Origin of the sequence: Bacillus sanguinis (assembly GCF_018332475.1) — a bacterium.
Classification (GTDB): Bacteria; Bacillota; Bacilli; order Bacillales; family Bacillaceae_G; genus Bacillus_A; species Bacillus_A sanguinis.
In genome coordinates this window covers 1-274 of sequence record NZ_BOQB01000518.1, presented here as the reverse complement: position 1 = coordinate 274, position 274 = coordinate 1, and the positions used below count along the sequence as shown (strand labels likewise).

Annotated in this window: 1 protein-coding gene; it reads left to right on the top strand. The window is 32.5% G+C overall.

Annotated features, from left to right (window positions below; translation table 11 throughout):
- Positions 1–144: 144 nt before the first annotated feature.
- Positions 145–274 (top strand): YqbF domain-containing protein (locus KI369_RS28155; protein ID WP_212958942.1); only part of this gene is annotated, 130 nt, incomplete at its 3' end.

Sequence of the window (274 nt, the reverse complement as noted above, 5' to 3'; positions counted from 1 at the left end):
GACAACAACATTACAGTTTTACTAACTTTTGCAATGTGTTTAACTTCTTTCCTCCCATCCTTTGAAACTCCAAGTATGGTTCATGTACATATAGGTCACCCTAATATTAAGTAAGTACCAATTATGCTAAAGGAGGCGTGTAAAATATACTACGTAAAATTAATTAAAGGTCAATCATTCTATGCTTTTGAACATCGTTTCTTAGTGTCTGAAGAAGAAGAGGTTTCCGAGAAAATATATAATCACTTACGTCGTAATGAATTTTTCGAAGTAC